The organism is Sphingopyxis sp. SE2 (assembly GCF_032227185.1).
Lineage (GTDB): Bacteria > Pseudomonadota > Alphaproteobacteria > Sphingomonadales > Sphingomonadaceae > Sphingopyxis.
Genome location: NZ_JAPMXW010000001.1, coordinates 2,193,334 through 2,215,967, shown reverse-complemented (window position 1 = coordinate 2,215,967; position 22,634 = coordinate 2,193,334). Strand labels below are relative to the sequence as shown.

15 protein-coding genes are annotated in these 22,634 nt (G+C 66.1%); 10 read left to right on the top strand and 5 right to left on the bottom strand.

Annotation, left to right across the window (positions count from 1 at the left end; all coding sequences use genetic code 11):
- Positions 1–4: 4 nt before the first annotated feature.
- From OVY29_RS10545 to OVY29_RS10535, 3 genes are read left to right on the top strand one after another with little or no spacing between them, the layout of a single operon-like run.
- On the top strand, positions 5–1,480 hold the full coding sequence (locus OVY29_RS10545; RefSeq protein ID WP_313911299.1) for an acetyl/propionyl/methylcrotonyl-CoA carboxylase subunit alpha: 1,476 nt from the start codon (positions 5–7) through the stop codon (positions 1,478–1,480).
- Positions 1,480–1,941, top strand: coding sequence for an acetyl-CoA carboxylase biotin carboxyl carrier protein subunit (locus OVY29_RS10540; RefSeq protein ID WP_313911298.1), 462 nt, complete (start codon positions 1,480–1,482; stop codon positions 1,939–1,941). The genes OVY29_RS10545 and OVY29_RS10540 overlap by 1 nt, the downstream gene beginning before the upstream one ends.
- A 3-nt stretch (positions 1,942–1,944) precedes the next feature.
- Positions 1,945–3,555, top strand: coding sequence for an acyl-CoA carboxylase subunit beta (locus OVY29_RS10535; protein WP_313911297.1), 1,611 nt, complete (start codon positions 1,945–1,947; stop codon positions 3,553–3,555).
- On the opposite strand, the gene OVY29_RS10530 is transcribed toward OVY29_RS10535, so the two are convergent.
- On the bottom strand, positions 3,556–4,125 hold the full coding sequence (locus OVY29_RS10530; protein ID WP_313911296.1) for a MarR family transcriptional regulator: 570 nt from the start codon (positions 4,123–4,125) through the stop codon (positions 3,556–3,558). It abuts the gene before it with no gap.
- A gap of 177 nt (positions 4,126–4,302) precedes the next feature.
- On the opposite strand from OVY29_RS10530, the gene OVY29_RS10525 reads away from it, so the two are divergent.
- The 3 genes from OVY29_RS10525 to OVY29_RS10515 all read left to right on the top strand — a co-directional run bounded on the left by OVY29_RS10525 (position 4,303) and on the right by OVY29_RS10515 (position 8,774).
- Positions 4,303–6,549, top strand: a complete 2,247-nt coding sequence (locus tag OVY29_RS10525) for a TonB-dependent receptor (protein ID WP_313911295.1) — start codon at positions 4,303–4,305, stop codon at positions 6,547–6,549.
- A 183-nt stretch (positions 6,550–6,732) separates the two neighbouring features.
- Complete coding sequence (locus tag OVY29_RS10520) at positions 6,733–7,875, top strand: CaiB/BaiF CoA transferase family protein (RefSeq protein WP_167921576.1); 1,143 nt, start codon at positions 6,733–6,735, stop codon at positions 7,873–7,875.
- 179 nt (positions 7,876–8,054) lie between these two features.
- On the top strand, positions 8,055–8,774 hold the full coding sequence (locus tag OVY29_RS10515; RefSeq protein WP_167921575.1) for a TetR/AcrR family transcriptional regulator: 720 nt from the start codon (positions 8,055–8,057) through the stop codon (positions 8,772–8,774).
- Between the two features lie 41 nt (positions 8,775–8,815).
- Here the strand turns inward: OVY29_RS10515 and OVY29_RS10510 are convergent, their stop codons facing one another.
- Positions 8,816–11,047: a TonB-dependent receptor gene (locus OVY29_RS10510; RefSeq protein WP_167921574.1), complete on the bottom strand. Its 2,232-nt coding sequence runs from the start codon at positions 11,045–11,047 to the stop codon at positions 8,816–8,818.
- Positions 11,048–11,269: 222 nt separating this feature from the next.
- Between OVY29_RS10510 and OVY29_RS10505 the strand changes: the two genes are divergently transcribed.
- Both OVY29_RS10505 and OVY29_RS10500 read left to right on the top strand, forming a co-directional pair.
- The gene (locus OVY29_RS10505) at positions 11,270–13,213 is read left to right on the top strand and encodes an AMP-binding protein (RefSeq protein ID WP_167921573.1); all 1,944 of its coding nucleotides are present in this window, start codon (positions 11,270–11,272) and stop codon (positions 13,211–13,213) included.
- Complete coding sequence (locus OVY29_RS10500; protein ID WP_167921572.1) at positions 13,210–15,372, top strand: molybdopterin-dependent oxidoreductase; 2,163 nt, start codon at positions 13,210–13,212, stop codon at positions 15,370–15,372. The genes OVY29_RS10505 and OVY29_RS10500 overlap by 4 nt, the downstream gene beginning before the upstream one ends.
- 64 nt (positions 15,373–15,436) lie before the next feature.
- On the opposite strand, the gene OVY29_RS10495 is transcribed toward OVY29_RS10500, so the two are convergent.
- The 3 genes from OVY29_RS10495 to OVY29_RS10485 form a co-directional block, all read right to left on the bottom strand.
- Complete coding sequence (locus OVY29_RS10495) at positions 15,437–16,813, bottom strand: 2-hydroxyacyl-CoA dehydratase subunit D (protein WP_167921571.1); 1,377 nt, start codon at positions 16,811–16,813, stop codon at positions 15,437–15,439.
- Positions 16,814–16,840: 27 nt separating this feature from the next.
- Positions 16,841–18,022 (bottom strand): 2-hydroxyacyl-CoA dehydratase family protein, encoded by a 1,182-nt coding sequence (locus tag OVY29_RS10490; protein ID WP_313911294.1) that lies wholly within the window; start codon positions 18,020–18,022, stop codon positions 16,841–16,843.
- Between the two features lie 73 nt (positions 18,023–18,095).
- On the bottom strand, positions 18,096–18,887 hold the full coding sequence (locus tag OVY29_RS10485; protein ID WP_167921569.1) for an SDR family NAD(P)-dependent oxidoreductase: 792 nt from the start codon (positions 18,885–18,887) through the stop codon (positions 18,096–18,098).
- A gap of 410 nt (positions 18,888–19,297) precedes the next feature.
- Between OVY29_RS10485 and OVY29_RS10480 the strand changes: the two genes are divergently transcribed.
- On the top strand, positions 19,298–20,212 hold the full coding sequence (locus OVY29_RS10480; RefSeq protein ID WP_313911293.1) for an acyl-CoA dehydratase activase: 915 nt from the start codon (positions 19,298–19,300) through the stop codon (positions 20,210–20,212).
- Between the two features lie 197 nt (positions 20,213–20,409).
- Complete coding sequence (locus tag OVY29_RS10475; RefSeq protein ID WP_313911292.1) at positions 20,410–22,548, top strand: ParB N-terminal domain-containing protein; 2,139 nt, start codon at positions 20,410–20,412, stop codon at positions 22,546–22,548.
- Positions 22,549–22,634 lie beyond the last annotated feature (86 nt).

The following is a 22,634-nucleotide window of genomic DNA, read 5'->3' as shown; positions in this document are numbered from 1 at the left end:
CGCCATGACCTATCCTCTCGATAGCGTGCTCGTGGCCAACCGCGGCGAGATCGCGGCGCGCATCCTGCGAACCGTGAAGGCGAAAGGGCTGCGTGCGCTCCTGGTCGCGCACGCTGTCGACGGACGGACTCCGGCCATGGCGCTGGCCGACGAGACGATGATGATCGAAGGCGACACTCCCGTCGCGGCCTTTCTCGACGGTGATGCGATCATCGCCGCGGCCAAGGCGATGGGCGCCGGCGCAATCCATCCGGGCTATGGATTTCTTTCCGAAAATGCCGCCTTCGCGCGCGCGGTCGAGGCAGCGGGGATCGTCTGGATCGGCCCAGCGCCCGAGACGATCGATCTCATGGGCGACAAGATCTCGGCCCGCCGCTTCGTTGCGGAGCGCGGCTTTCCCGTCGCGCCGTCGGTCATCGAGGAAGACGACCCCGGCAATTTTGCGGCGCATGCGCGCGCGGTCGGCGCGCCGCTCCTGATCAAGCCTTCGGCGGGCGGGGGCGGAAAGGGCATGCGCATCGTGCGCGATCTCGATACGCTCGAAGAGGAGATCGCGACCGCCCGGTCGGAAGGCGAGCGCTATTTCGGCGACGGGCGCCTGTTCATCGAGCGCTATGTCGAAAATCCCCGTCATATCGAAGTGCAGGTCCTCGGCGACGGCAAGGGCGGCGCGCTCCATCTTTTCGAGCGCGAATGCTCGCTGCAGCGCCGGTTTCAGAAAATCGTCGAGGAGGCTCCCTCGCCGGCGCTGGACGAAACCGAGCGCCAGCGCATCTGCGAGGCAGCGGCCGGCATCGCCCGCGCCTGCGACTATCGCGGCGCGGGGACGGTCGAGTTCATCTATGGCGGCGGCGGCGAATTCTATTTTCTCGAGATGAACACCCGGCTCCAGGTCGAGCATCCGGTCACCGAGATGATCACCGGCGTCGATCTCGTCGAACAGCAGCTCGCGATCGCCGCCGGTGCTCCGCTGCCGGTGGGGCAGGATGGTCTCTTGCGTGAAGGCCATGCGATCGAGGTGCGTATCTATGCCGAGGACCCGGCGGCGGGGTTCACGCCGACCACGGGACCGGTGCTTCGCCTTGTGCCGCCCGCCGGCGCCCGCTTCGATGCCGGCCTGGTCGAAGGCGAACGGGTGCATGCCGCCTTCGACCCGATGATCGCAAAACTCATCGTCCATGGCGCCGACCGCGCGGCAGCGCTCGCCGCGATGGACAGCGCGCTCGCGCGCCTCACCCTCCTCGGGGTGACCACCAACATCAACTATCTCCGCCGCCTGCTCGCCGATCCCGATGTCGCGGCGGGGCGCATGCATACCGGGCTCATCGCGGAGAAAGCCGGGCTGGCCGCCGAGCCGCCGCCGAGCGCCGAGACGCTGGACGCGCTTTGCGCGCTCGCGGCGCTTGCCGTTCCCGACGTCGCGGCAGCGCTCGAGGCGGTCCCGGAGATGCACGCTGCGATGGGGAGGTGGCGGAACTGATGCAGGGATATTTGCGCATCGGCGACATGGTCGCCCCGCTTTCGCTGGCGAAGGGGCCGAGGCTTGCCGATGGCCGTCTCGTTTCGCTGGGGGCGGACGGGCTCGACGTTGGCGGCGATCGCTGGCCCGTCGCCTATGCGCGCGACGGTGACCGGCTTTGGGTCCATCTTGGCGGCCAAATCCATGAGCTTGTCTGGGTCGACCCCGTCGCCTTTCATGAAGCGGCTGGCGCCGCCGGCGCCAACAATATCGTGGCGGCGCCCATGCCGGGCCTCGTTGTGCGTCTTATCGCATCCGAGGGGCAGGAGGTTTGCGAGGGGGATCCCTTGCTCGTGATCGAAAGCATGAAACTCGAGACGACCCTTCGTGCCCCGGCGGACGGCGCGCTCGCGCTCCATGTCGCGGCCGGACAGGGGTTCGATCGCGGCGCGCCGCTCGCCACCATCACGCCGAAGGACTGACATATGCGGCGCATCATCAGCAGGATTTCGACGGCCTCGGCCGACTTTGCGGCCAATGCCGCGCACCACCGCGCCATTGCGGCCGACCTCGCCGAACGGCAGCGCAGCGCGCGCGAGGACCGGCCGGAACGCGATCGCGAGCGGCTCGCGCGGCAGGGGAAGATGGGGCTTCGCGAGCGGCTTGCGGCGCTGCTCGACCCCGGCACGCCCTTCCTCGAGCTCTCCACCCTGGCCGCGGGCCGCGCTTATGGGGGCGAGGTGCCGGGCGCAGGTCAGCTGACCGGGATCGGCATCGTCGGCGGCCGCGAGGTGATGATCCGTGCCGACGATCCCGCGGTGAAGGGCGGCGCCTGGTATCCGCACTCGGTGAAGAAGATCGTCCGCGCGCTCGACATCGCGATCGAGAACCGGCTTCCCGTCGTCCATCTGTGCGACAGCGCGGGCGGGTTCCTGCCGCTCCAGGCCGATTTCTTCCCCGACCGCTATCATGCCGGACGCATCTTCCGGAACCAGTCGATCCTCTCGAAGCTCGCGGTGCCGCAAGTCGCCATCGTGATGGGGCATTGCACGGCGGGCGGCGCCTATATCCCAGCGCTCAGCGATTATTCGGTGATCGTGCGCGGCACCGGCGCGGTCTTTCTCGGCGGGCCGCCGCTCGTCAAGGCGGCGACCGGCGAGGTGGTGAGCGTCGACGAGCTCGGCGGCGCCGACATGCACACCAGCGTCTCGGGGGTCGCCGATTATCCCGCGGCGTCCGAAGCCCATGCGATCGCGCTCGCGCGCGAGGTCCTCGCCTCGCTCGCGCCGCGGCCGAAGACGCGGATCGACGAAGCGGCCGCCGAGCCCCCGGCCTATGACCCCGAGGAGCTCTACGGTATCCTGCCGCGCGACCCGCGCACCCAGTTCGACATGCGCGAGGTGATCGCGCGGATCGCCGACGGCAGCCGCTTCCATGAATATCAGCCCGCCTTCGGCACGACGCTCGTCTGCGGCTTCGCGCGCATCTGGGGCTACAAGGTCGGCATCCTCGCCAACAATGGCGTGCTCTTCTCCGAAAGCGCGCTCAAGGGGACGCACTTCATCCAGCTTTGCGACAAGGACCGCACCCCGCTGCTTTTCCTCCAGAATATCACCGGCTTCATGGTCGGGCGCGACTATGAGCGCGGCGGCATCACCAAGGATGGCGCCAAGATGATCATGGCGGTCTCGGGGGCGAGGGTGCCCAAGTTCACGGTGAACGCCAATGCGAGCTACGGGGCGGGGACCTACGGGATGGCGGGCAGGGCGTTCGACAGCCGCTTCCTCTTCTCCTGGCCGCATGCGCAGGTCGGGGTGATGGGCGCCGAACAAGCGGCGAATGTGCTCACCGAGGTCAAGATGCGCCAGCTTGCGCGCGAGGAGCGCACGCTCGGAGACGCCGAGGCGGCGGCGATCCGCGAGCCGATCCTTGCCGACTATGCCGACAAGGCGAGCGCCTGGCATGCGACGTCCGAGCTGTGGGACGACGGCATCCTCGATCCGGTCGCGACGCGCAACGCGCTCGGCATCGCGATATCGGCGGCGCTGAATGCGCCGATCGACGATCCGGCGCATTATGGCGTCTTCAGAATGTAGTCAGTCGGTGCCTTCGGGTGCCGGCGGCGCATCGCTGCTGAGCGGCTGGAAAGCGAGCTTGAAGAACTGGATGCCGCGATCGAGCTGCGTCTGGTCGATATGCTCGAGATGACGCCCCAGATAGTCGATCGACTGGCGGATGGACTCGTCGAGAAAGGCGCGGCCCTTGGGCGTCAGGCAGACGAGCTTCTCGCGCCCCGAAGTCGGGTTCTCGATCTGCTTCACAAGCTCGAGCGGCGGCCGGGTCAGTTCGCGCAGCAGGTTGGACACGCTCGAATTGCTGATTTCGAACCAGGCCGAGAGCCGCTCCTCGATCAGCTTGCGGCGCAGCCACCCATCCTTGTCGCCGCGCGAATGGATCAGCCAGAGGATCGTGCCCTGCTTTCGCGAGATGCGGCCCTGGCCCATCACCGTCTCGACGTCGATCCCGATCCGGTAGTGCATCGGATAGTAGAAAGACAAAAGATCCCCGAGGCTTGAACGCCATTGGTCGTCGCCGCGGGGCCCGCCTGCCGGCGCCGCGCCGGCGCGGCCGGCGCTGTCCTGTCCCGATTTGTCCTGCTTTGCCATCACACCCTCTCAAGGGGGTGACTGTGCCATGAAGCGCAAAGTTTCAACAGTGAAATAATTTGATTGTTCAATTCTTGCATTATTTTGATTCTGCAGTTAGCACCATCCCGAGGCGGGCCAGCGAACGGTCGGCCCGACACGAGGCCGGCCAACGACGCCGGCGGGAAGGGAGAGATAATGCAACAGGCGATCCGGGGCGCAGGCGCGTCCATCCTGATAGTGGCGCTGCTCGGCGCCGCGCCCGCAATGGCGCAGGACAGCGAAACCGAAACCGGCGATACCGGCAATATCATCGCGCCGGGCGAGATCATCGTCACCGCGCAGAAGCGCTCGCAGCGGCTCCAGGACGTGCCCGTCTCGATCTCGGCCTTCTCGAGCGAGCAGCTCGAAGGCAGCGGCATCATCAACCTGACCCAGATCGCGCCGCGCGTTCCCGGCTTCTACGGCGGCAGCGCCGGCGCGACCCGGCCGCAGCTCTATATCCGCGGCATCGGCAGCCGCCAGTTCGACGCGGGCTCCGAGGCGTCGGTCGGCGTGTTCGTCGACGAGGTCTATCTCGGGCGCACCGCGGGCACGCTCGGCGCGCTCCGCGATATCGAGCGCATCGAGGTGCTGAAGGGGCCGCAGGGCACGCTCTATGGCCGCAACACCATCGGCGGCGCGATCAACGTCATCACCAAGGGGCCGACCGACAGCTTCGCGGCCGAAGCCGAGGCGGGCTTCGGCAATTTCGATGCCTATAATGTCTTCGCCGCGGTCTCGGGACCGCTCCTCGGCGACACGGTCAAGGGGCGCATCGCCGGTTGGCGAACCTTTTCCGAAGGCTATATGAAGAATCCGCAGACCGGCAACCATGCCCAGGGCATCGACAATTATGGCGGGCGGCTGCGTCTCGATTTCGAGCCGAGCGCAGACATTCACATCAGCCTGATCGGCGAGCTGCTGCGCGACGACGGCTACTCCTTCTCGGGCAAGAGCGAGGGCACGATCGTCAATCCGAACGCGGTCTTCTTCGCGCGCGCCGGCGTGGTCCCGGTCAAGTCGCCCGGCCGCTACACCGAGCGCACCGACCGCGACAATCTGCTCGATCGCAATGTCGAGACCTTCAGCGGCAAGATCGATTGGGATCTCGGCCTCGGCACGCTCACCTCGATCACCGCCTATCGGCACAACCGCGCGATCGACGACCGTGATTTCGACAACACCTCGCTCGACGTCATTCAGCAGGTGAGCGACGAGCGGAGCAAGCAGTTCACACAGGAAATCCGCTTCGCGTCCGATCCGAGCGGGCCCTTGTCCTTCGGCGGGGCGGTCGACTGGATCGTCGGCGGCTTTTATTATGACGACCGCAGCACGCGCGTCGACACCTTCAATTTCGGCGCCGACAGCGTCAAGTTCGCGCTGACCGGCGCGCGCCAGACCGACGTCGCGGCGACGCGCTACCAGACCAAGAGCCTCGCCGCCTTCGCGCAGGCGACGGTGCATATCACGGGCACGCTCGATCTGACGCTGGGCGGGCGCTACACCGAGGACGACAAGGACGCGGTGTCGAGCGGCACGACCACCGCGCCAGGCATCCCGCTGGTCGCCGCCAATTTCACGACCGCGCAGGGCGGCAAGTTCAGTTCGTTCGATCCGCGCGTGACCTTGTCCTATCAGCCGACGCGCGACCTCAATTTCTACGCCAGCTACAATCAGGGCTTCAAGTCGGGGGGCTTCCAATATGTGCCTTTCTCCGCCGCGCAGGCGAATGTCGTGTTCGAGCCCGAGAGCCTCGATGCCTATGAAGTGGGCTTCAAGACCCAGCTTCTCGATCGCCGCCTGACCTTCAACGGCTCGGCCTATTATTACGACTATAAGGATCTCCAGGTGCTGCGCGTCGTCGCGGTTCCGGGCGGCGGCGCGGCCACCTTGATCACCAATGCCGCTACGAGCGAGATCAAGGGCTTCGAGCTCGAACTTGTCGCGCGGCCTTCGGACCGTTTCGAGGCCAATCTGAGCTACGCCTATACCGACGCCAAATATAAGAGCTTCCCGTTCAACGCGACGACCGACTTTTCCGACACGCGGCTCGTGCGGGCGCCGGTGCACTCGGTCAATGCCGGGGCGCAGTGGACGATCCCGTTCGGCGGCGACAACTCGCTCCAGCTGCGCGCCGACTATGCCTTGCTCAGCCAGTTCTTTTTCGAGCCGGGCGAAGGCAATGCGATCTACGGGACGACGACGCCGCTCGCGGTCCAGCCGAGCTACGGCCTGCTCGACCTGCGCGCGACCGCCCGGATCGGAGACTTCCGGGTGAGCGCCTTCGTGATGAATGCGACCGACAAATATTATCGGCGCACCGTGCTCGCGCTGCCGGGGCAGCTCGTCGGCTACCCCGGCGCTCCGCGCACTTACGGGCTGACGGTCGGCTGGTCGATGTGATCGACGGCTGGAGAGCGACCCGCCGGTGGCGGGTCGCTCCCGGCGGAGCCGCGGCGCGGATTCGTCGCCCCGGATCCCTGTAGGACAAAGCTTTCCCTTACCCCGTCATTAGGGCTTGCAACGGCCCCGGATTTCATCGCAAAGACTGATTTAGTAAATCAGTTAACATGTGAGGATGGTGTGATGGGGCCGCTGGCGGGATGCCGTGTTGTCGAGATGGCGGGTATTGGTCCCGCGCCCTTTTGCGGTATGCTGCTCGCCGATCTCGGCGCCGAGGTGATCCGTATCGACCGCACCGGCAAATCGGGTCTCGGGGTCGATTTTCCGACCCGTTACGATCTTCTCGGACGCTCGAAGCGCTCGATCGCGATCGATCTGCAGAACCCGTCAGGCCTCGGCGTCGCGCGGGCGCTGATCGGGCGCGCCGACATGCTCATCGAAGGCTTCCGTCCCGGCGTGATGGAGAGGCTCGGGCTCGGCCCCGAGAGCTTCGAGGCCGAAAATCCGGCGCTGGTCTATGGCCGGATGACCGGGTGGGGACAGGATGGCCCACTTGCGCCGAGCGCCGGCCATGACATCAACTATATCGCGATCACGGGGGCGCTCGACGCGATCGGCCGCGAAGGCGCGCCGCCGACGATCCCGCTCAATCTCGTCGGGGATTTCGGGGGCGGCTCCCTCTACCTCGTGATCGGCCTGCTGGCGGCCCTGACAAGCGCGCGGGCGAGCGGGAAAGGGCAGGTCGTCGACGGCGCGATCGTCGATGGCGTCAACCATCTGCTGACCATGCAATATGCCTTCTCCCAGATGGGGGCCTGGGGCGGCGGGCGCGGCACCAACCTCATCGACGGCGGCGCCCCCTTTTACGACACCTATGAAACCGCCGACGGCCGCCGTGTCGCGATCGGCCCGGTCGAACCGAAATTCTTCGCTATCCTTGTCGATAAGATGGGATTGGCCGGAGCGGACCTCCCTTCGCAGAACGACCGCAAGGCCTGGCCCGAGCTTCGGCTCCGCCTCGCCGACGCCTTCCGTACAAGAACCCAGGCCGAATGGTGCGACCTGCTCGAGGGAAGCGATGCCTGCTTCGCGCCCGTTCTGACGCTCGCAGAAGCGCGCGAGCATCCGCATAACCGCGCGCGCGGCGCGATCGTCGATGTGGACGGTGTCGCGCAGCCCGCGCCCGCGCCACGTTTCCTCGGAACGCCCGCGGGGCCCCCGCGCCCGCCGGTCGCGCCCGGGACCGACACCGACGCGATCCTGCACGACTGGGGCGTCGCCGAAAGCGAACGCGACGCCTGCCGCGCCGGCGGCGCCTTCGGCTGAGCGGCACGATGGCGGGCGTGTCCGGCCTCGACCGGACGCTCACTGAACCAGCGTCACCGTCGAGTGCCTCGGCGTGTCGGACTATCGCCCATTTCACGGGAAAAGCGGCTGGCGGTCTAATGAGGCCAGTTCATTACAAAGCGGTCGACAGGGTCCGGGGCGCGCGTCATAGGTAGGGGATGACGAGTTTACAGCCTGCCAGGGCGCCGCGCGCGCCGCGCCGCGGTCCCGCCAACCGCCTCCCGCCCGAGCGGCGCATCGCCGAAATCATCGCCGCTGCGCGCGCGCTTCTCGCGGAACGCGGCTACGAGAATTGCGTGATCAGCGATATCGCCGAGCGCGCCGGGGTCGTTGAGGGGACCATCTACCGCTATTTCGAGAACAAGCGCGATCTCTTCATCAAGGTCGCTGAAAGCTGGTTCGAGGAACTGCTCGGGCAGCAGGAGGACGTTGCCCATGTCGCCGGTACGCAGGAGCGGCTCCGCCGCACGATCCGCCGCGCGCTCTCGATCATCCGCCACGAGCCCGCGCTGACGCGCTTCGTGCTGATGGAACTAAGGCCCGACCCCGATTACAAGAATCTTCGGCTTTACCGGCTGAACCGCGCCTTCGTGTCGGGGGTGATGCAGGTCCTCAAGGAAGCCCATGCGAAGGGCGAGATCGACGGGGCGCTATCGCTTCCGCTGCTGCGCGACATGATCTTCGGCGCGATCGAGCACCAGACCTGGGCCTTCTTGCGCGAGGAAGGGGATTTCTCGGTCGACGAGACCACCGACGGCATCACGGCGGTGGTGTTCCGCGGCATGCAGCCGGTGTCGGTCGGCGCGGCCGGCGCCGACGATATGGCGGCGCGCATGGAACGGATGGAAGCGGCGATCGCGCGGATCGAGGCGCGCTAGGCGCCGGCAGTTCCCCAACTGCCGGCGCCGGCGGCGGTCCGTCAGAAATTGAACCTGATTTCGCCGCCGATCACGCGTCCGCGTCCGAGCGGCGAAAAGGTCGGCAAGGGACGCGGGCCCGCCGGACCGTCGCCGCCGAACGCGGGGGTGTCGGGCAGGACGGCGTCATTGCCATAGGTCGTCTCGTTGGTGAGGTTCTTGCCATAGACGCTGAACGTCACCGACCCATCGTCGAGCGTGTAGCTCAGATTGGCGTCGACGAGGTCGACCGCCTTGTAGAAGCCGAGATTGTTGTCGGTGTGGAACGCCGGGTCGCGGTGGTTGAACGACACGCGCGCCGAGACGACCCCCGTGCTCATCGGAATATCGAGCGTGGCGCTCGCACCATAGGTCCAGGGCGACTGGCGCGGCAGCTTCAGCGAGAAGTCGGTCGCGTTGATCACGCCGTCGCCGTTGAGGTCGACGAGGAGCGACGTATATTTGCCGTCGGTATAGCCGACCTGACCCGAGAGCACGAAATTGTCGACGGGCGAGAATTGCACCTCGCCCTCGAAGCCGCGCACGCGCGCGGTGCCGACATTCTGGATCAGCTGCGCGATGCCGACGCCGACGACCGGCACCTGCACTTCGCGCTGGATATTTTTGATCGTGTTCTGGAACACCGCAAGGCTGACGCGGCCGCCCGGGATGCGCTGCTTCACGCCGAACTCATAGGCGTCCTGCGATTCCGAATCGAACGGTCCCGGAGGCGCTCCGAGCAGCGTGTTGCGGAAGTTGTAGCCGCCGCTGCGGAAACCCTTGGCGAAATAGCCATAGACCTGCGTCCGGTTGCTCGGCTGCCACTGGAGGCCGATCTTGGGGGAGAGATCGTTCCAGCTCTTCTCGCTGAGGAAGTCGGCAACGATCGTGCGGGCCGGGTAATTGGCGCCGCCCGCGCGCACGGTCGCGATCTCGACCTCCTTCTTCTCCCAGGTGTAGCGAAGCCCGAGGTTGAGGGTCAGCGTATCGACAAACTCCCAGTCGACCGCGCCGAAGGCACCGAAGGTCTGGAAGGTGCCGATGCCGCCGCCCGCGCGGCGGACCGCGCCGCCGGCCAGCGTACGGTCCTCGAGATAGGTGAGGTCCTGCGTGAAATAATAGACGCCGATGGTCGGCTTGAGGCGCCCGAAGGTTCCCGCGTAGCGGAGCTCGTTGCTGAACTGCTCCTGGTCGGTGAAGGTGCCGATGTTGAACTGCACCGTATTCACGCCGTCGAGGTCCGACAGCGTGTCGCCCTTGAAGCGGCGCCAGCCGGCGATGTTCGTGATCGTGCCTTCGTCGCCGAAGCCGACGTCGACGTTGATCTCGCCGGTGAGCGAGTCCCATTTGTTGTGGAAGAAGCCGCGGTCGTTGACGAGGAAGTCGTGGGAGTCGCGCGAATAGAGCGCATGGTTCTGCGTTGCCGGACCATCGCCGTTCGCCTCGCCATGCTCATAGCGCAGCAGGACCTCGACATTGTCCGAGGGCGTGAAGCGAAGCATCGGGCGGACGATGAACTGCCGGTCCTTCCCGAACTCGCTATTGTCGAAGAGGTTCGTGAACCAGCCATTGTCATAGCTGTAATAGGCGGCGATCTTCGCCTGCAGCTTGCCTTCGATGATCGGCCCCGAGACCGAGGCATCGGCGACGACGCGCAGGCCCGTCTCGACCGCGATGCGGCCGCGCATGTCGAATTCGTCGGTGGGCTTGCGGGTGCGCACGAGGATCGCGCCGCCGGTCACGTTGCGGCCGAACAATACGCCCTGCGGACCGCGCAGCACTTCGACCGCCTCGAGATCGAAATTGTCGAAGACCTGGCCCGCGTTGATGCCCTGGTAGACGCCGTCGACGAAAAGGCCGACGGTCGGATCGATCGAAGGGATCGAGCTGTTCACGCCGATGCCGCGGATCGAGAAGTTCGCATAGCCCTTCGACGTGCCATTATCGTCGAGCGCGACGTTCGGCATCGTGAAGCCGAGGCTGCCGATGTCGCGGAAGTTGATCGCCTGCAGCTGCTCTTCGCCATAGGCCGAGATCGCGACGGGGACGGTCTGGAGATTGTCCGAGCGTTTGAGCGCGGTCACGACGATGTCTTCGGACTCGAGAGCGGCCGCGGCACCGCGCGCCGTCGTCGCCGCCTCGGACTGGGTCTCGCCGCTGTCGGTGCCGCTCTCCTGAGCGAGCGCCGCCGGCGTCCACAAAGCGGCCGCCGCCGCGGTGCTGCAAACCAACCATGCCTTGAAGCCGTGCCGCATTTTCTCTCCCCTAGCTAACCGCTCTGCGGCGGTGAATTGAATTCATTAAGGAGATTGTTGCCGAGCGGAAAAAAAGTCAAGTAGTTTATCTCTTTGCCGAACGGCTTGCTTTCTAGGGGATTCTATGCAAATTTGCCCGGAGATTTGCTGTTGAAATTAAACTCATTAACGAGTGCGCAACGGCAAGATGATGGTCCGCACCACACGATTCGGGAGAGTGAAATGGGTTCGACGGGACGGGAAAGCCGGGGCTGGGTTGCCGGAGCCGGGCCGGGCTCGCCCTTCATGCGCGGCCGGATCGAGGGAATCGCCGATGTCGAAGCCATCGAGTCGGTGCCCGCGCGGTCGGTCCTTGCCGGCGAGACCGTCTATGATTGCCTCGCCGCGGCAGCCAGCATTGACCCCGCCAAGACCGCGATCGTCGCGCTCGCGCCCGGCGGCTCGGGCGATGTCGATGCGACATTGACCTATGGCGACTATCTTCGCCAGTCGACCGCGGCGGCCAATTTGTTTCACCATCTTGCCGGCGATCGGCGAAGCGTCGTCGCCCTGATGCTTCCCATCGTCCCCGAGGCGCTCGTCGCCGCCTGGGGCGCGACCGCGGCTGGCGTCGTCAACCCGATCAACCCGCACCTCGAGCCCGCGCTCGTCATCTCGATCCTGAAGGCCGTTGGCGCCACCGCGCTCGTGACCACGACCGCGCACGGTCCGAGCGCCGCCGACCATCTCGCCGACATCGTCGCGGCGGTGCCGGGGCTCGATCATGTCTTCCTTGTCGGCGGCGACGATCCCGCGTCCGACTTTTCCGGCGCAATCGAGAGTCGAAACGGCGACGCGCTCGATTTCGAGCCCGAAGGGAAATGGGACTCGGAGGCCATGTATCTGCCCACCGGCGGCACCACCGCCGTTCCCAAGCTCGCGCGCCTCACCCAAGGCGGAATGGCCTTGAGCGGCTGGATCGCGGGCGCGGTGATGGGGGCCGAGGAAGATGAGGTCATCGGGCTTGGCATGCCGCTGTTCCACGTCGGCGGCATGCTCATGCTTGCGCTGCGCGCTGCGGTACTCGGTCAGACGGTGGTCCTGCTCAGTCCCGCGGGCTTTCGCGACCGCGGGGTCGTCGGCAACTTCTGGCCGATCGTCAAGACACACGGGATCACGTCGCTCATCGCGACGCCGACCACGGCGGCCGCGCTTCATGCGAGCCCGGGCGCCGACCATGAAGGCCATCCGATCCGGACGTTCAGTTCGGGCGGCAGCACCATCCCGCTCGAACTTGGGCGCGCCTTTCCCGAGCGCTTCGGGATCGAGCTGCGCGAAGTCTGGGGCGCGACCGAATTTCACGGCTTTCTTGGTTGCATGCCGAACGCCATGCCCCCGCTCATCGGTTCGGTCGGCGTGCGCACGCCCTGGCACGACATCAAGGCGGTCGAGGTCGACGAGCATAATCGCTTCGTGCGCGAAATGGCGCCCGGCGAGCAGGGGGTCATCATCGGCTCGGGTCCGTGCCTTGCGCTCGGATATGTCGATGCCGCTGCCGACCGGCAATTCTTTGTCGAGAGCGGCCCGGGCGGCCGCGCATGGGGCTCTTCGGGCGATCTCGGCCGTGTCGGCGCGGACCAGTTCGTGTGGATCGACGGCCGCGCCAAGGATGTGATCATCCGCGGCGGCCATAATATCGACCCCGCGCTGATCGAGGAGGCGCTGGTGCGGCGCCCCGACATTCTCCTCGCCGCCGCGGTCGGGCTTCCCGACCGCGAGAAGGGCGAGCTCCCGCTCGCGTTCGTCGAGGCCGCGCCCGGCGCCGTCGTCGACGAAGCCGAGCTGGTCCAATATTGCCGGACCGCCATCCCCGAGCGCGCCGCATGCCCCGTTGCCGTTGTCGTGCTGCCGGGCCTGCCGCTCACGCCCGTCGGCAAGATCTTCAAGCCGGCGCTGCGCGAACTTGCGATCCGCCGCGCGGTCGGCGCGGCGCTCGGTGCGCATTATGACGGCGAGATAGTGGGCATAGAGATCGTCACCGGCAAGGCGCGGCCCGACGTCGTCGTGCGCATCGCCGAGGCCGACGCGGCGCTGCGCGCGCGGCTGTCCGCCGTGCTCCAGGGCTTCGCCTTTTCGGCGCGTGTCGAACCCGCTGCGGCGGAGGCGCGGGCGGAAGCCGTCACTTGACGCTTCACCACAGCTTCTGCCGGCTCTGCCTCAACGGCTGTGCGCTGAAGGTCGAAGTCGAGGACGGCGTTGCCGTCAAGGTGGGCGGCGACAAGGACAATCCCGTCTACCGCGGCTTTACCTGCGTGAAGGGACGCGAGCAGGGCAGGCTGCTCGCCGATCCGCGCCGGCTGCGCCACAGCCTTCGCCGCAAGCCCGATGGGAGTTTCGAGCCGATCGCGTCGCGCGACGCGATCGGCGAAATCGCCGCGCGCCTCGAGGCGATCGCCGCGCGGCACGGCCGGGAAGCGATCGCCGGCTATCTTGGTACTTATTTCGCGGCGTCGGCCGCGACCATGCCTTTCTTCGGCGGCTTCATGGCCGCGCTCGGCAGCCCCATGGCCTTCAGTCCCGGCACGATCGACAAGCCGGGCAAGAAAATCGCGCAGGCGCTGCACGGCGACTGGGACGCGCCCGCGATCGGGTTCGACGATCCGGAGGTGATTTTCCTGATCGGGTCGAACCCGCTGATCAGCTTCACGGGCTTTCCTTATGGCAATCCCGGCAAATGGCTGAACGAGCGCCTTGACGCGGGCGCGCGCCTCATCGTTCTCGACCCGCGGCGCAGCGATGTCGCGAAGCGCGCGCATATCCATCTGCAGGCGAAAGCGGGCGAGGATGTCGCGATCATCGCCGCGATGATCCGGATCGTCATCGCGGAGAATCTGTTCGACCGGGCGTTCGTCGCGCGGCACGCGCAGGGGCTGGACGAGCTCACCGAAGCGGTGTCCGCATTCGACGTCGCCTCTGTCGCCGCGCGCGCCGGGATCGACCCCGATGCGCTCGTCGCGGCGGCACGGATCCTCGGCGGTACGCGGCGCGGCTATATCATGGCAGGCACCGGTCCCAATATGTCGGGACGCGGAACCCTGATCGAATATCTGCTCCTCAATCTTCACACCCTGTGCGGATATTGGCTGCGCGCGGGCGACCGTGTGCGTCATCCGGGCGCTCTCGCTGCGCCGGTTCCCGCCCGCGCGCAGGTGCGGCCCTTTGGCCCGGCCTATGCGTTCGGCCCCGATCTCGGCGTGCGCGCGCTCGGCAATACGGCGGCGGGCATGCCGACCGCCGCCTTGCCCGACCTCATTCTCGGCGAAGGCAAGATGCCGGTCCGCGCGCTCATCAGTTGCGGCGGCAACCCGGTCGGCGCCTGGCCCGACCAGGCAAAGACGCTGCGTGCGATGGACGCGCTTGACCTGCTCGTCCAGATCGATCCCTGGATGTCGGCCACCGCGCGGGTCGCGGACTTCGTCATCGCGCCGCGGATCTGGCTTGAGGTGCCCGGGACGTCGCAGGTACTCGACTGGCTGACACGCAACGGCACCGGCTACGGCCAGTCCGATCCTTATGCCCAATATTCGCCCGCACTGCTCGATCCGCCGCCGGGCTCGGACGTCGTCGAGGAATGGGAATTCTTCTACGAGCTCGCGCGCGCGATGGGGCTCAGCCTCTCGGTGGCGCCGGGACTGGCGGGCATGCCGGCGCGCCCGGTCGACATGGACGCGAAGCCGAGCACCGACGCGGTGCTGGCGCAGCTCTGCGAAGGCTCGCGCGTCGCGCTCGACGAGGTTCGCAAATTTGAGAGCGGCGCCATCTTCCCGGGCGATCCCGTCTTCGTCGGCGAAGGCGAGGGCGAGCAACACCGCTTCGATCTCGCGGCACCCGACATGATCGCCGACCTGAAAGCGGACGCTGCCTCTGGCGCGAAGCCGGCGCGCGGGTTTAGCCTGCTGTGCCGCCGCATGATGCATGTTTACAACAGCAGCTTCGTTGGCGCGCTGCCGCCTTCGGCACGGCCTTATAACCCGGTCTTTCTCCACCCCGGCGACATGTCGGAGCTGGGGATCGAGGAAGGCGAGAGCGTCGATGTCATATCCGATCGCGGCGCTATCGCGGGGATCGCGCATGCCGACGAGGCGTTGCGGCCGGGGTCGGTGTCGATGAGCTTCGGCTTTGGTGCGCTGCCCGAACAGGACGGCGACTATCGCGAGCTTGGCAGCAACACGACGCGCCTCATCTCGAACGACGAGATATGGGACCGCTATTCGGGCCAGCCGCTGATGTCGAACGTGCCGGTCGACGTCGTGCGCCGGACGGACAAGTCGGACCAGCCCGGATAAAAAGGCGGGACGCCGGCACTTTCGCCGACGCCCCGGATGGGAGCTTGTCAGTTCAGCCGCCGGCTCAGAAGTTGCGGCGCCGAACGTCGATCGTCTCGAGCATCGCCTCGAGGCGGCTCATCAAAATCTCGTCCTTGTAGAAGGAGGCATCGGCGACATCGCCTTCGAGGACCATCGTCTGGATGCCGCGCGCCTGCGCCATCTTCGCCATCACCATCTGTCCGTTCGAGGCGGAGCGGCAGGTTCGGGTGGCGTGGAAGACGACCCCGTCGATGCCATAGGTTTCGCAGTCGCGAAGCAGGAGTTCGCCGAGCGTCTTGGTGCTGTGGTTGAACGGGCAGAGAAGATAATGCTGCGCCATGCCGAGGATGGGATCATCCTCGTCGATCAGGTGCGGCTCGTTCCAGAAGCTGCTGTGCGTATAGCGTCCGCAGATGACCGCGGCATCATGGTCGGCGAACTGGTTGGCGAGCCAGCCGACCTTGTTCCAGTTCATGATGCCGTCGAAGGCGAGGCGATAGCGCTCGCCCGGCAGTGCTGCGACGCCGTCGATCACGCGCTGCTCGATCTCGGCCTTCACCCCGGCGAAATAGTCGACGAGGTCCTGGTTCCCGGGGAGGAAATTGATCGGCGCGATGCTGGCGACCCAGTCCCAGAACACCGCCGGTGTCGGCGTCGCCTTGCACAGCGCGAGCGCGTCGAGCCGGAGCTGCGCCGCCTTTTTGATATAGTGCATGGACTCGCGAAGGGCGTCCCAGTCGAACGGGCGTCCGGTGTGAAACTCGAGGAATTCGATGAGCTTGTGGATCTGCGCCGCCACATAGCGCGACGCCTCCATCCATTCCTCGCCGCGCAGATAGCCGGCGTCCGCCTTGTTGCCCCAGAGAAGCGGGTAGGAGACCTTGAAGAAGGGCAGCTCCTTGTTGAACAGGCGGTACGAAATCTCGTCCCACTGCTGGCCGGTGCTGCAGCCCGCATAGGCATTCACGAAGAGATCGGGCGGCGGCAGCTTGCTCGCCAATACCTCCTGGCTCGGAATATCGGGTACATCGGCGCCATCGCCCGCATTCACATATTTGGCGGCTTCCTTCTGCGTCAGCACCGCGCATCCGAGCGTCGTGCGCGCATAGGAGCAAAGCTCCTGATTATAGCCATATTCCTCGCCCATCCGCTGCGCCGGACCTTCGAGATGCATGGCGGCCAGGCGCGCGCCGAAAGCCTCGCCATGGCACCATTCGATCCCTGCGGCCTGGAAAATGGGATTGAGCGCCGCGCCATTATACCAGACGACGGTCGCACCGCGCTCGCGCGCGGAAAAGAGCCGGTCCCAATAATCCTTCACCATCTTGCCGCCGCTTCGCGTGCTGACGAGACGATTGGCGGGCGCACCCGTTTGCGGGATCACCAGCTTCGGCTGAGCGTTTTGCTTTATCAGCGACATCAGATCATTCCTTCGGGTTCGAGCCGGTCAGGCCAGGACGGGCTGCAATTTTCTGAGGCGTATCGTCTCTAGGAGCGCCTCGACCCGGGTCCGCAGCATCTCGAGCGCCAGGCCCTCATGCTCGGTCTCGATGAGCAGGTGCGGGATTTCGCTGCGCATCAGCTCTTTGCGCAGCTCGGGATAGTAGAGCATGTGCGGCTCGCAGAATTTCGCGAGCAGGATGATCACGCCCTCGGCGCCGCTCGCATGGACCGAGCGGGCGAGATACTCCTCCCAATCGACGGTCATTTGCGAGCGCGTCGAGCAGGGGACATGGGTGTTGCGATCGAAATACCAGCGCGTGAGCGCTGCGATCGGGTCGCCGTCGGCCGGAACGTCGGTCGCGATGAAGCGAAACCCCGTGAAGAGATCGTCGTCGACGATGACCGTGCCGCAATCCTCGATCATGTCGAGAAGCTCGGGCCGCGGCGCATGGCAGAAATGGCCCGAGAGATGCAGTTTCACGAGGTTGGCCGGTGCCGGCAGGCCGGTCTCGAGCAAGGGCAAGAGCGCATCGAGACGTTCGTTATGCGCTCCGACCTCCATGATCATGCTCGATTTCACCAAGATCTGCATCTGGCGGCCGGTGAGCGCGATCTTACCCGAGCGCCGCAGCGCATAGATCTGCCGCAGCATGTCGCGATTGCGGTTGTAGGCCGCAATGCTGGCCGCGATCTCGTCGTCAGAAAGGGCGGCATCGCAATATTCCGCGAGCGCCCCGCGCAGGTCCTCGACCCGCTTCCGGATCTCGGCGGGCGTCCACCCCTCGTCCATCGAGGCCGTATATTGCGCGAGGAAGACCGGTTTGTCGGGTATCTCGAAGCGCAGCGCGTCGGCGGCGCCGAGCAGCGCGACGCAATGATCGACGAGATAGAAGGCGTCGTAGACGTCGAACTTCCGGGTTGCTGCCTGGTCGACGATGCTGCGCGTGTAGCCGCAGTAGAATTCATAGAGCAGGCTGCGCCCAAGCGTGATCGGCGCCTCGTCTTCCTGGACGACGAGCGGAAGCGCGCCCGCGGCGTGGACAAGCTCGGACGGGAAATTCATCGGGAAGACCCCGATCACCTTTCGCCCGGTTTCCTGTTTCCACGCGGCGGCATAGCCATGCGGGTCGCTGGCAACTCCGGCGAGCTCGCCGAGGATGAGATTGATTTTGTCTGCGCCGTTCATTTTCTTCTCCGGGCGACGGAGTTGCAGTCCCGTTCGCCATGGTCCGACGTCGGACCCGATTGATAAGGAGGCATCATGCCGCCGATATGCCTCCGTTGATGCTGATCGCCTGACCCGTGAGCCGCGCCGACTGGGGCCCGCCGAGGAAGACGACCATGTCGGCAAGGTCCTCGGGGACGGCGACACCGAGATGCGCCATCGCGGCCGCCTTCTCGAACAGCTTCGCGCTGAAGCCGCCGCCGGTGACGAGATCGGCCGTCGGGGTTCCTGCGATGAGCGAAGGCGTGAGGACGTTCACGCGAATTCCGTCGCGCTTCGCTTCCATCGCGAGCGTGCGGGAGAACATGACGATCGCGGCCATGCCGGCGCCGGCGATCGTTTCGCCGGGCGTCGCCGTCTTCGCCGCGTCCGACGCCATGTTGATGATCGAGCCGCTCTTCTGCTCGCGCATCCATGGGAGCACCACGCGCGTCAGGTAGATGGGGGGAAGCACGAGCCGATCGAAAATGCCCGATATGTCCTCGATCGGCGTCCGCATCAGAAGGTCGGGCGCATAATTGCTCGCGGTGGAATTGAGGAGAATGTCGATAGAGCCGAGCTTCGCGCGCGCGGCCTCTGCGGCGCGCGTGATGTCGGCGATGTCGCAAGCATCGGCGCTGATGAACGATACCGAGGCGCTCGGGACTGCCGCCAGCACCGAGGTGACCGCCTGCGCGCCGCGTTCCGGGTTGCGGCCGAGCAGGACGATGCCCCGCACGCCTTCGCGCGCGAAGCCGATCGCCGAGGCGAGTCCCACGCCCGACGTGCCGCCGGCAATCAATACGCCGCATTCTGAAAAGGGCTTTGCGCCCGCTCTCTCGTCCATTTCCTGCTTCCGTCCTCTCCCGACTCATTGTTGAGTAAAACTCATTAGGCGTCAATGGGGGAATTATACCGGCCGTCCTTTCGTGGGCGGAGCGCTGGCGAATTGAACGGAATTGAAGGAAAAGTGGGACAAATTTTTCGCTCGTTGGCGTGCTCGCGAGACAGGAGTCGGAACCGCCAGCGGCCTGTTTCGTCCCACCAGGCTCGCGCATGCGTCTGCCGAACTTGCCAGTTGATGAATTTCATTTATTAATGCTATAGGCTATATGTCCCGGTCGCCCCAACCATGCGCCTGTCCGCAATGCAGCGGTGCCCTGGCGCGGCGCATTGACTGACAGGCCCGGTGCGAATTCGAACGGCGGATCACTGCGGACGGTCCAATGCCCGCTGTCTGATTGGAGAGGTAAGGTAATGAACGCTTTTGTGATGGGGATCGATTTCGGATCGACGACCGCCAAGACGGTCATTCTCGACCTCGACGGCGGCATCGTCGCCTCGAACGTCGCTCATATGGGCGCGGTCAGTGGGCAGGGGGTCGTGGCATCCGTTGCCGATGCGTTGAGTGACGCCGGGCTGACCCAGGCCGACATGGTCCGGACCGTGAGCACCGGCTACGGCCGGCGCATGCTCGACATCGCGGAAAAGAACTACACCGAGATCACCTGTCACGCCCGCGGTGCGGTTGCGATGGTACCCGAGGCGCGTCTCGTTATCGATATCGGCGGCCAGGACAGCAAAGTCATCGCCGTCGACGCCAATGGTCTCGTGGTCCAGTTTGCGATGAACGATCGGTGCGCGGCCGGCACGGGCAAGTTTCTTGAAGTGCTGGCCCGCGCCATGGAGATCGAGCTCGACGCGATGGGCGGTGTCGCGCTCGAGGCGGAGCAAGAGCTCAAGATCTCGAGCATGTGCGCGACATTCGCCGAAACCGAGGTCATCTCGTTGCTCGCCGAAGGTCATGGCAAGCCCGACGTCCTCGCCGCAGTCCACGCCTCCATCGCCAACCGAACGCTGGGCCTCGTCAGTCGCGTCGGCAAGGTCGGACCTGTCGCGATGACTGGCGGCGTTGCCCGGAACCCGGCTGCGGTCCACCATATCGAGAAGGTTCTCGGCATGCCGCTCCTCTTGCCCGAGAGGCCGCAGATCGCGGGCGCATTGGGCGCTGCGTTGCTGGCGCTCGACGATTACCGGGCCTCTCTCGGGCGGTCCGCCCGGCCTGAAAACGATGACGATCTGGAGAGCCGGATCGGCATTCCCGGGAGCTGCGCCCCGGCATGCAAGGGCAACCCGGCGGCAGCGGCCGCTGCCGCGCAATCCACGCACTAGCGACAAGCCGCGGCGGTATCTGTCCCAACCGCAGCTACCAGCCGCAAAGAGCCAGTTCCAAGCGTCGCGGCTTGGCCGCGCCCAAGCTCGCTACATTCCATTGCCGCGGTCCGGCGAGAGGGAGAGAGGGGAGGGGGCTTCGCGGCAGGTTCCGAGCCGGGAGAGAGTCTCGCGGCGGCCTGCCACGGAGATGGCACATGGCCCGAACGCAACCGAAAATCACCCTCAGTCCCTCGCGCGACATACCCTTCGACAGGCTAATCCTGTCGGCGGCCAATGTCCGGCGCGTGCGGCCGGACGAGGGAATTGCGAACCTTGCTGACGACATTGCGCGGCGCGGTTTGCTCCACAATCTGAACGTGCGTCCGATCCTCGACGCCGAGGGTCAGGAAACCGGCGACTATGAAGTTCCGGCCGGCGGCAGGCGCTATCGCGCGCTCCAACTGCTCGTCAAGTCGTGGCGGCTTGCCAAGGATGCGCCCATCCCATGCCGCGTCCGCGCCGCGGATGACGCCATTCTCGCCGAGGACGACAGTCTCGCTGAAAACGCGCAACGCGTGAACCTTCATCCACTGGACCAGTTCAGGGGGATGCAGGCCCTTGTCGATAAGGAGCAGGCGATCGAGGACATCGCGGCGCATTTCTTCGTCACACCTGCGGTCGTCCGCCAGCGACTGAAACTCGCATCGGTGTCGCCGACGCTCCTCGACATCTATGGCGAAGACCGTATGTCGCTCGAGTTGCTGATGGCCTTCACCGTCGCGGGCGACGAAGAGCGGCAGCTTCAGGTCTGGGAAATGATCGCCGATGCGCACGATCCCTCACCTTCCTGGGTGCGCCGGAAGCTTACCGAGAACAGCGTCCGCGTGTCCGACAAGCGCGTCCGCTTCGTCGGCCTCGATGCCTATGTCGAGGCGGGGGGCAGCGTGGTGCGCGACCTGTTCGAAACGGATCATGGCGGGTGGCTGACCGATGTCGGCCTGCTCGACCGGCTCGTCGCCGCGAAGCTCGAGGCTGAGGCGCTGCGGATCGGGGGCGAAGGCTGGAAGTGGGTCGATGCGGCCGAGGAGCATGTCTTCAATCCCGGACGCGGGATGCGGCTGCTCGCGGGCGACGAAGTCGCGATGACCGAGGAGGAGGAGAAGCGCGTGGCGGCGCTCGAAGCCGAGGGCGAGGCGCTCAGCGACGAATGGAGCGACGCGGACGATGTACCCGACGAGGTTCATGCCCGGCTCGAGGCGATCGACGCCGAGATCAGCTGGCTGGGCGATCGGCCGGTCATCTACGATCCCGTCGAAGTCGCGATCGCCGGCGCCTTCGTCTCGATCGATCCCGAAGGCCGGCTGCGCGTCGAGCGCGGATTTGTCAAACCCGAAGACGAGCCTGAGGCGGAGCCGGCGGATGGCGAGGAAGCTGGCGATGACGCGGCGGGTGCCGACGATGGTGCCGGCAAGCGCGCGAACACGGCGGCCACGGCGCCCGGTCAAGCTGCGACCGAACCCGAAGAGGAGGAAAGCGGGCTGAAGCCGCTGCCTGATCGTCTGGTGTCGGATCTCACGGCGTGGCGGACGCTCGCGCTTCAGGATGCGTTCGCGCAGAGCCCCGACACGGCCTATGTCGCCGTGCTTCATGCATTCGTGCTGTCCTGTTTCTACGGATACAGCCGCGAAAGCTGCCTGCAGACGTCGGTCCAGTCGGTCGGCTTCTCCAACGCCCCGGCGGGTCTGCGTGATTGCGCCCCGGGACAGGCGATCGCAGCGCGGATCGACGAATGGCGGGCGCGGCTCCCCAAGAGCGACAAGGATGTCTGGGACTGGCTGCTCGAACTCGGCGACGAGGACCGCGCGAGCCTCTTCGCGCATTGTGCGTCGCTGTCGGTCAATGCGCAGGCCGAGATCGTAAGGGGCTATGACGGCCGCGTCTCGGCGCACGGCATCGCACGCCGCCTCGCGCACAGCCACATCCTCGCGCGCGCCGTGGGGCTGGACGTCGTCGAGGCCGGGTGGCGCCCGACCGCCGATGGCTATCTCAACAGCGTTCCGAAGCCGCGGATCCTTGCCGACGTCACCGAGGCGCGCGGCGAGAATTTCGCCGGGATGATCGACCATCTGAAGAAAGGCGACATGGCACGCGAGGCCGAGCGCTTGCTCGAAGATGCGGGATGGCTGCCCGAGCCGCTCCGGACCCCCATGCTGGAACTGTCGGCACTTGCGGACGGTGGGGCCGAAGCGGCGAGCGTGCCGGCCAACGACGATGGCGACGCCGAGCTGCCCGCCTTTCTCGCCGAGGAAGGAGGTGACGAAGCCGGCGATCCGGACGCTATCGCTGCCGAATAATTCCCGTCCGCGCCTTGCGCGAACTTGACCTGTGACTTCGAAAGCCCGGCCGCGAATGCCGGGCTTTCGCTTTTTCTGGAGAATGA